Origin of the sequence: Streptosporangium heterodermiicola (assembly GCF_051390675.1) — a bacterium.
Lineage (GTDB): Bacteria > Actinomycetota > Actinomycetes > Streptosporangiales > Streptosporangiaceae > Streptosporangium.
The window spans coordinates 1-8,039 of the sequence record NZ_JBPJSR010000056.1; the positions used below are offsets into that span (position 1 = coordinate 1).

At 69.4% G+C, this 8,039-nt stretch carries 9 protein-coding genes; 6 read left to right on the forward strand and 3 right to left on the reverse strand.

Translation table 11 applies throughout. The features are described 5' to 3' along the window. Positions 1–44 precede the first annotated feature (44 nt). Positions 45–221, forward strand: a complete 177-nt coding sequence (locus tag ACSC1Q_RS42730; protein ID WP_436764468.1) for a hypothetical protein — start codon at positions 45–47, stop codon at positions 219–221. Positions 222–404: 183 nt separating this feature from the next. Beyond that, positions 405–1,025 carry a TetR/AcrR family transcriptional regulator gene (locus tag ACSC1Q_RS42735; RefSeq protein ID WP_436764469.1) on the forward strand — a complete coding sequence of 207 codons (621 nt, stop codon included), beginning with the start codon at positions 405–407 and terminating at the stop codon, positions 1,023–1,025. A 257-nt stretch (positions 1,026–1,282) separates the two neighbouring features. Here ACSC1Q_RS42735 and ACSC1Q_RS42740 read toward each other — a convergent pair whose 3' ends face one another. Beyond that, the gene (locus ACSC1Q_RS42740; RefSeq protein ID WP_436764470.1) at positions 1,283–1,417 is read right to left on the reverse strand and encodes a hypothetical protein; all 135 of its coding nucleotides are present in this window, start codon (positions 1,415–1,417) and stop codon (positions 1,283–1,285) included. A gap of 447 nt (positions 1,418–1,864) precedes the next feature. On the opposite strand from ACSC1Q_RS42740, the gene ACSC1Q_RS42745 reads away from it, so the two are divergent. The 3 genes from ACSC1Q_RS42745 (at position 1,865) to ACSC1Q_RS42755 (ending at position 4,958) form a co-directional block, all read left to right on the forward strand. After that, complete coding sequence (locus ACSC1Q_RS42745; RefSeq protein ID WP_436764471.1) at positions 1,865–2,818, forward strand: sporulation protein; 954 nt, start codon at positions 1,865–1,867, stop codon at positions 2,816–2,818. Positions 2,819–3,183: 365 nt separating this feature from the next. Continuing rightward, entirely contained in the window at positions 3,184–3,804 is a 621-nt protein-coding gene (locus tag ACSC1Q_RS42750; RefSeq protein ID WP_436764472.1) for an L-threonylcarbamoyladenylate synthase, read from the forward strand. Between the two features lie 122 nt (positions 3,805–3,926). Next, the gene (locus ACSC1Q_RS42755; RefSeq protein ID WP_436764473.1) at positions 3,927–4,958 is read left to right on the forward strand and encodes a LacI family DNA-binding transcriptional regulator; all 1,032 of its coding nucleotides are present in this window, start codon (positions 3,927–3,929) and stop codon (positions 4,956–4,958) included. Here ACSC1Q_RS42755 and ACSC1Q_RS42760 read toward each other — a convergent pair. Continuing rightward, positions 4,921–5,286, reverse strand: coding sequence for a hypothetical protein (locus ACSC1Q_RS42760; RefSeq protein WP_436764474.1), 366 nt, complete (start codon positions 5,284–5,286; stop codon positions 4,921–4,923). The genes ACSC1Q_RS42755 and ACSC1Q_RS42760 overlap by 38 nt on opposite strands. 9 nt (positions 5,287–5,295) lie before the next feature. Next, entirely contained in the window at positions 5,296–5,745 is a 450-nt protein-coding gene (locus ACSC1Q_RS42765; protein ID WP_436764475.1) for an AbfB domain-containing protein, read from the reverse strand. Between the two features lie 621 nt (positions 5,746–6,366). Here ACSC1Q_RS42765 and ACSC1Q_RS42770 point away from each other — a divergent pair. Beyond that, positions 6,367–7,818: a glycoside hydrolase family 43 protein gene (locus ACSC1Q_RS42770; RefSeq protein WP_436764476.1), complete on the forward strand. Its 1,452-nt coding sequence runs from the start codon at positions 6,367–6,369 to the stop codon at positions 7,816–7,818. Positions 7,819–8,039: the final 221 nt, after the last annotated feature.

An 8,039-nucleotide genomic window follows, 5' to 3' on the forward strand; every position in this document is an offset into this window, starting at 1 on the left:
AGAGGGGGGGGGGGGGGGGGGGGGGGGTGGGGGGGGGGGGGGCGGTGACCTTCCCGATCCAGGAGGGGCGGCCCACCACGGGCAGGCTGGTCATCGACCCCGACACCTCCAAGGTGCTGACCTTCGACGTCATCGGCATGCCGAAGAAGGGCGACCGGGTTGAGGTGGTGCTGGAGTCCGGCTGGACCGACACCAGGCCGTCCCCGCCCTCGGCCGACTGAAGACACCGGGCGGCGGCTCGCCGTACGGTCCTTGAGCCGGGAGCCTGGACAGGTGCCGCCGACGGGTGCCGCCGTGATGGCCGTGCCGGTTCTCGCCGGTTCTCGCCGGTTCCCGTCGGCTCCTCGGCGTGAGAGCTCGTGGGCTCGGAGCTATAGCAATGCAATGCTATATATTCTGGTGCCATGGTGAGGACGAAGGATCCGGCGGTCCGCACCCTGCTCATCGAGCGGGCCGCGCACATGCTCCGCACCCGCGAGCCCATCACCCTTCGCTCCCTGGTGGCCGGGACGGGTGTCTCGACGATGGCCGTCTACACCTACTTCGGAAACATGGACGGCATGTGGAAGGCCCTGCGCCAGGAGGGCTTCACCCGCCTGGCGGCCAGGTTCACGACGGTGACGATGTCCGAGGACCCGGTACGGGACCTGGCCGCCATGGTCGCCGCCTATCTCCGCAACGCCCTGGACCACCCCGACCTGTACCGGGTCATGTTCGACGCGAACTTCGACCTCGAAGACCTCGGGGCCGCGGACGCGACCCTGGAACATCTGGTCCAGGCCGTCGAACGGGGCAGGAGGACCGGCCGTTTCCACGCCGGCACCGACCCGCTGGAGCTGGCGATCCAGAGCTGGACCGTCGCCCACGGGCTGGCCTCCCTGGTCGCCAACGGCCCCCTGCCGCGCGAGACGCTCGCTCACGGCGTTCCCCTGCTGGCCGCGCTGTTCGCCGGCGCGGGAGACGACCCCGGCAGGTGCCGCCTGTCGGTCGAGGACGGCTGGAAGCACCTGCGCCCGCCCGGCTGACAACCCCGCCACCGGACGTCGACAGTGGTGGCGGAGCGGTACGGGCGCCCGCCCTTCTCGACCACCTCGGCTCCGAGGGCTCGCGTCTCCTCGAAGGCGTGCCAGCACGGCGCGGTGCCCGCGTGGTGCCGGCGGTGCCCGGCCGAGACGGCGAGATGCGAGACGGTTCCGTTCCTGCGAACCGGGCGGACATCCCGGCTGCACGCCGATCGGCCGGGCCCGGCGTCGGTCAGGTTCAGAGTCGGTCAGGTGCGGAGTCAGTCAGGTCCGGCGGTCATCAGCAGGGTCACAAAGGCGATCATCGCGAGCAGGAAAGCGACCATGACCGCTGTGAGGGCGAGTTGCACGGCCGCGGTGAGCCTGGCCCACCGGAGGTTCTCGCGCTGGTTCACCAGCACACGGTAACAGCCACCTGCCCGCTTTCCCAGGATGGAAGAACCGCGGGCGATGTCCGCCCGTGACCCTGACACGGCGGGCAGAGTGACAGGTGTCAAGTGTGGTCGTGGTCGCGGGGAGGACATCATGACCGGACGTACCGGAGGCGGATCGGGGCGCGGGCGAAGACGTGCGCCCGCCGTCATGCTGTGGGCGGCGTTGTGGCTGCTCAACACCTATGACCTGCTGCTGGCGATCTGACCGGTTCCTCGGTGACGTCTCCCGGGACAGTAGACACAGCGGGCATGCCCGTCATACACCGGCAAACCCATGCGCCCGAGCCGCGCGCCAGGTGAGACGCGCTTTTTTACCTGCCGATCCGGTATGGAGCATCGGGAACCCTGGCCGTGTAGTGATCGTTTTCCTCTCGATCATCACACGACGCACGAACAAGAGGGGAAACCGTGATCTTCAAACGGATGCTGGGGGCTTTCGGGGTCGGAGCTCCCTCGGTGGACACCGTGCTCGCCGCGCCGCGGGCGCGGCCCGGCGAGCTGTTGCGGGGCGAGGTGCGTGTCAAGGGCGGCGACTTCGACGCCGACATCGAGTACATCGCCCTCGGCCTGGTCACCAGGATGGAGTCCGAGCACGGCGAGGGTGAGCAGACCGGTCTGGTGGAGTTCTTCCGCACACAGGTCAGCGGACCGTTCCGGCTGCGCGGCGGCGAGGACAAGGTGGTGCCGTTCCAGTTCCCCGTCCCGTGGGAGGCTCCGGTCACCGAGGTGATGGGTCAGCGCCTGCACGGCATGGTCATGGGAGTGCGCACCGAGCTGGCGATCGCCGCGGCCATCGACAAGGGCGACATGGACCCGATCGAGATCGCGCCGCTGGCCTCCCAGCAGGCGGTGCTGGACGCCTTCGTACGGCTCGGCTTCCAGTTCAAGAGCGCCGACCTGGAGCACGGCCACCTCTACGGCGTCAGCCAGCAGCTGCCGTTCTACCAGGAGATCGAGTTCTACCCGCCCGCCCAGTACTCCGGGCAGATCAACGAGGTGGAGCTCACCTTCGTCGCCGGTCCCGCCGGCCTGGACATCGTCGCGGAGGCCGACAAGCGCAGCGGCCGCTACGGCTCCAGCACCGACGCCTTCGGCCGCTGGCAGACGAGCCACGACCAGGCCCCGCACCGCGACTGGGTCTCCGAGATCAACACCTGGCTGGCCGCTCTTTCCCAGTACGGCTCCGGCGGCTTCCACCCCGGTGGCCACCACGGGGGGCATCACGGCGGCCACCACGACGGCCACGGCGGACCCGGCTGGGGCGGTGTGGCCGCCGGTGTGGCCGGTGGCTTCGTCGCCGCCGAGGTCATCGAGGAGATCTTCGAGGGCGACGAGGGAGACGAGGGCGGGGACGAGGAGTGAGGCAGGAGTGAGATCGGGGTGAGATCAGGTGAGATCGGCGCGCTGATCTCACCCCGGTCTCACCCCGGCCGCGACGATGCCGGCCCGCCCCGCACACGCCGCGGAGCGGGCGGTCGTCGCGGTGCCGCCGTGCCCGCCACCGCCTCGATCGTTGTGCTACGGTCGTGCCCGCCTCCGTCTCGCTCATTGTGCTGTCGTCGTGCCCGTCACCGCCTCGGGCATCGCGCTACGGTCGTGCCCGCCACCGCCTCGACGGAGGTTTCGCCTCGTCCGGTACCCGCCGCCCGTCCCCGGGGACCGTGTGTCATGTCGAACCCTGAGGGCCGTGTGTCACGCGGGGCGGTAATCGCTTCTAAGCTCAGGGGGTGGCGAAATACCTTGACGTGCATCCGAACAGTCCCCAGCCCCGGCTGATCGGCCAGGTGGTCGACCTTCTGCGTGCGGACGGGCTGATCGCGTACCCGACGGACTCGGGTTACGCGCTGGGGTGCCGGATGGGCAACAAGGAGGGGATCGACCGGATCAGGGAGATTCGCAACCTCGGCAGTGACCACCACTTCACCCTGGTCTGCAGAGATTTCGCGCAGTTCGGCCAGTTCGTGCACGTAAGCAATGCGCTGTTCCGCTCGATCAAGGCGGCGACCCCCGGCGGTTACACGTTCATCCTGCCCGCGACCAAGGAGGTGCCGCGGCGGTTGCTGCACCCCCGGAAGAAGACGGTCGGCGTCCGGATCCCCGACCACGTCGTCACGCAGGCGCTGCTCGCCGAACTCGGCGAACCGCTGCTGTCGAGCACCCTGCTGCTGCCCGACGAGACCGAGCCCCTGACGCAGGGCTGGGAGATCAAGGAGAGGCTCGACCACGTGGTGGACGCCGTCATCGACTCCGGCGAGTGCGGCGCCGTCCCGACAACGGTCGTCGACCTCTCGCACGACGAGCCCGAGATCCTCCGCCGGGGCACCGGAGACCCGTCTCTTTTCGAGTAGTGGGCCGACTGTCATGCGCCGGCGAGGCCGTTTCAGCGGTCTGACCGGGGCACGAACGGCGCCCGCCGAAGCGGAGCGGGCCCGTGACTCCTGTAGCGTTGTCGCATAGGGGGTGAGCTGCTTTGAAGGCGAAATCGAACGACGGCCGGTCGCGCTCCAGACCCGCGGTGCTGGAAGACGTCGCCGCGCTCGCCGGAGTGTCGGCGATGACCGTTTCCCGGGCGCTCAACGCGCCCGAGAGGGTGCACACCGAGACCCGGGCGCGCGTGCTGGCCGCGGTACGGGAGCTGGACTACCGGCCCAACGCCGCCGCCCGCCAGCTCGCCACGGGACGGTCCGGGGTGCTGGGCGTGGTGAGCATCGACACCACCCTGTACGGCCCGGCCTCGACCCTCTACAGCATCGAGCGCGCCGCCAGGCTCAACGACTACTCCGTGAGCATCGCGAGCCTGAGCACGCTCAACCGTCGCTCGATCGAGGAAAGCCTCCGCCAGCTGCGGTCCCAGTCGGTGGACGGCGTCATCATCGTCGCGCCGCACGAGTCGGCGGCCGACGGCCTGCGCCACCTGTCGTCGGAGATCCCCGTGGTCGCGGTCGACGCCGGGGCGGGCCTCGCCGTTCCCGTCGTCATGGTCGACCAGCGGGCGGGAGCGGCGCGGGCGACCAGGCACCTGCTCAGCCTCGGCCACAAAACGGTGTGGCACGTGGCGGGCCCGGCCAGCTGGATCGACGCCAACGGCAGGGTCGAGGGCTGGCGCGAGGTGCTGAAGGCCGGGGGGCACGGGGTGCCCGAGGTGCTGCGCGGAGACTGGAGCTCGCGATCGGGCTACCAGCTCGGCCGCCGCCTGGCACAGGATCCCGAGGTCACGGCCATCTTCGTGGGCAACGACCAGATGGCCCTGGGCGTGCTGCGAGCGCTGCGCGAGGCCGGGCGGCGCGTTCCCGAGGACGTCAGCGTGGTGGGCTTCGACGACGTGCCGGAGTCCGCCTACTTCTGGCCCCCGCTCACGACGGTCCGGCAGGATTTCGAGGAGGTCGGCGGTCACGCCTTCCACGTGCTGCTCGACCAGATGGCGGGCAGGCCGAGCCAGCCCCGGCGGCTCGTGGAGCCCGAGCTCATCGTGCGGGAGAGCACCGGGGCCGCACCGAGCTGACGCGGCCGTCGAGCGTACGGCCGTCGGAGCGTACAACCGGTGAGCGCACGAAGTCGTCGAACACGGCCACCGGCGCGGCCGACTTCAGCGCGGCGATCGTGGGAGCCCTGCGCGTGGTGAGGGGGCCGTTCCACGGTGTGGACATCAGATGGTAGTCACCGTTGTGGTGGGTCATCCACGGGTCGGGTCCCGTGCTGTTCAGCGGGTTGGTGAACGTCGCGGCGGCCGCCCGCGCGCTCGTGCCGGTCAGGCTCATCCCGGCGAGCGTCGCGAGGACCAGGCCGACGCGCGGCAGGTGCGAGCGCCAGAGCGGGCGGGGGATGGGCATCGGCTCCTTCTAGTACGTGACCTGGAAGGTGGCGTCCTGCCTGACGGCCGGGGCGGAGCCGGGGCCGAGCTGGTCGACGCGCAGCACGTAGCCGGAGTGCCGGACGTAGCGGTCAGGGAAGTTGTGCGACCGGAACGACGCCCACGCGCCGTCGGCCAGTCCGGCGGTCCGGTGGAACGTGGCGTCGGCGCGGAACGTCGAGGTGTTGTCGTTCGGATCGAGCCTGAGGGCGTAGTTCGCGTGCCGGAGATAGCGGCCGGGGAAGTTCACCGACTCGAACGACACCCCGGCCGAATCGGCCAGGCCGGGCACCAGCCGCCACTGCTGGTCGGCCGTCGGATCCATCGGGAAGGGGTCGATCCGCGCGATGTCGCTCGCGTGCCGCACGTACCGGTCCGGGAAGTTGTACGACTTGAGCCGGTTCCACCGCGGTGCTCCCCAGCGGCCGGAGGAGCCCATGGTCGAATCGGGGTGCCGGTGGAGCGCGTGGATGTTTGCGCTAACATTTCCTCTGCCCGGGATCCCGGTAATCCATGGGTGATGACCGGATCCCCGGAGTATCAATGGGATGGCGAGGCCTGGACCGCGTACATGTTTCTGGCGCGTTTCGCAGAGTGTTAACGCTCACAGCAGGGTTGTCAATACCCGGATTGCAGGGCGAGGCTGGGCATCGGGCCGTCCGAGGGCCGGAGAAATGCCGATGACGTGCTCTTTCTTGACGGCTCGCGCCGCTCGTCGGCTCGCCGGTGCCGGTCGCTCGTCGGCCGGGTGTCATGAGGGTATTGACCGACTGCATGTTAGCGATCACACTGATGTCACGCCGATGTAACCTCTGTCCGGCCTGGGTTGCGCGCCGTGTGTCTCGGCGCCCCGGCGATCACATATCGCTGCGACAGATGAATTTCCGTGATGCATATTGTTAGCGCTAACACTCATAGTTCGGTAAGCGGGACGAAATGTGACGCGCTCACGTGCCCATTCTCGAAGCGTGCCCGCGCTCGAAACGTGTCCACTCCCGAAGCGTGTTCGCCCCGAAGCGTGTCCCCCGAAGAAGCGTGCCCACCCCCGAAGGAGAAACGCATGTCGAAAGCCCTGTCCCGGGTGGGCGCGGTACTCGCCGCCTGCCTGATGTTCACATCGTGGTCGCTCGCCGTCCCGAAGAAGGCGGCCGCCCTCGAACCGTTCACCGGATACCTGATGGCGCACTTCACCGGGGAGTCGGCGAGCGGCGAGCAGATCTACCTCGCCCACAGCGACGACGGGCTGCGCTGGACCGACCTGAACAACGGCGCGGTGGTCCTGCGCTCCACGGTCGGCACGCGAGGGGTCCGCGACCCCGCCCTCGTCCGCTCTCCCGCCGGTGACCGGTACTGGATCGTCGCGACGGACCTGCGCATCGCCGCCGGAACCTCGTGGAGCGACGCCGCGAACCGGGGCAGCACCTCGCTCGTCGTGTGGGAGTCGGCCGACCTGGTGAACTGGTCGGCCCCGTGGCTGATCAACGTCGCGGGCGGCATCCCCGGCGCCGGCAACGCCTGGGCGCCCGAGGCGATCTACAACCCCGCGACCGGTGACTACGTCCTGTACTGGGCGACGAACTCGCTCCGCGACGGCGTGACCAAGCACCGCATCTGGTACGTGCGCACCGGCGACTTCCGCGGCTTCACCGCGCCGCAGCTCTACATCGAACGTGGCGGAAACCAGGGTCTCATCGACACGCAGATCGTCGATGTGCCCGGCGGCGTCGGTGGCTACCGGTACTACCGGGCCTCGGCGGACGGCCACATCACGATCGAGGCGAGCAACTCGATCCTGGGCTCCTGGACGACCCTCGGGAACCTGTCGCACCTGGGGATCTCCAACGGCACGGGCGGTGGCAACGTCGTGGAGGGCCCGATGTGGGCGCAGTTCAACGGCCGGAACGAGTGGGCCCTGTGGCTGGACCAGTACGCCACCGGCCGAGGCTACATGCCCGTCACCTCCACCAACCTGGGCAGCACGCGGAACTTCCGGACGCGCTCCGACTACGGCATGGGCGTCAACCGCAAGCGCCACGGCTCCATCCTCAACCTGACCGCCGCGGAGGAGAACCGCGTCCTCGGCCGCTGGGGCGCCACCGTGCCGGTCAACCGCATCCAGTCGTACAACAACCAGACCCGGTACGTGCGGCACGCGAACCTCGACGTGCGCATCGACGCGAACGTCAGCCCCGCCCAGGACGCGCAGTTCCGGCTGGTGCCCGGCCTGGCGAACGGCAGCGGTCACGTGTCCTTCGCGTCGGTGAACTACCCCGGGTACTACCTGCGCCACTACGGGTTCGACTTCGTCCTCGCGCCCGACGACGGCACCGCCACCTTCGCGGCGGACGCCACGTTCCGCCAGGTCGCCGGGCTGGCCAGCTCGTCGTGGACGTCCTTCCAGTCGTACAACTACCCCGACCGGTACATCCGGCACTACGACTACCTGCTCCGGCTCGACCCGATCACCGACGCGCAGGGCCGAGGCGACGCCACCTTCCGCGTGACGACGTGATCTCGGGCGGGCCGCCGCGCCGCCCGCCGGGCACGGGGAAGGAGCGGGTGAGGAGACAGGAGCCGGAGCCGGTTTCCCGCTGATCTTTTCGGACAGAGGGAGTCAGCACAACGCTCCCAAAACTGTCGGTATGGTCACAGAGGCCGACGATCACCTCATCTCGGAAACCCCGCGGACGATTCCCCCTTGGAGAACCGGTGCGAACACCCCCCTCGATCAAC

Coding starts and splice junctions, on each gene's coding strand:
- ACSC1Q_RS42735 (WP_436764469.1), top strand. CDS start 405: ATGGTGAGGACGAAGGATCCGGCGGTCCGCACCCTGCTCATCGAGCGG.
- ACSC1Q_RS42760 (WP_436764474.1), bottom strand. CDS start 5,286: ATGCCCATCCCCCGCCCGCTCTGGCGCTCGCACCTGCCGCGCGTCGGC.
- ACSC1Q_RS42765 (WP_436764475.1), bottom strand. CDS start 5,745: ATGGGCTCCTCCGGCCGCTGGGGAGCACCGCGGTGGAACCGGCTCAAG.
- ACSC1Q_RS42770 (WP_436764476.1), top strand. CDS start 6,367: ATGTCGAAAGCCCTGTCCCGGGTGGGCGCGGTACTCGCCGCCTGCCTG.